The sequence below is a fragment of the Idiomarina sp. UBA4206 genome, assembly GCF_002383015.1.
GTDB lineage: Bacteria > Pseudomonadota > Gammaproteobacteria > Enterobacterales > Alteromonadaceae > Idiomarina > Idiomarina abyssalis.
This window is the reverse complement of the sequence record NZ_DFTS01000049.1, coordinates 2,332-2,571: the sequence shown is the minus strand read 5'-3', so window position 1 is coordinate 2,571 and position 240 is coordinate 2,332.

The window sequence follows — 240 nt, the reverse complement described above, 5'->3', positions numbered from 1 at the left end:
CACAGGGAGTTTGGCCCATCATTACAAATGGTGCGAACCATTCCGGTCTATGAGGCGCTGCCTCGCGTACTATGTGCTCAGGCCCAGGCGCTTGGTGTCAGCGGCACTAAGGCAATCGGTGAAAATATACTCCTTTTCCTTTGTAAATCAAACGACCGTTTCCTGTACGGTTAAGGCCGGTGTGAGAAAGCCGGTTTTTTTGTCTTGAAAAGTGTAAAGTTTCGCGTAAAGTTATCTATG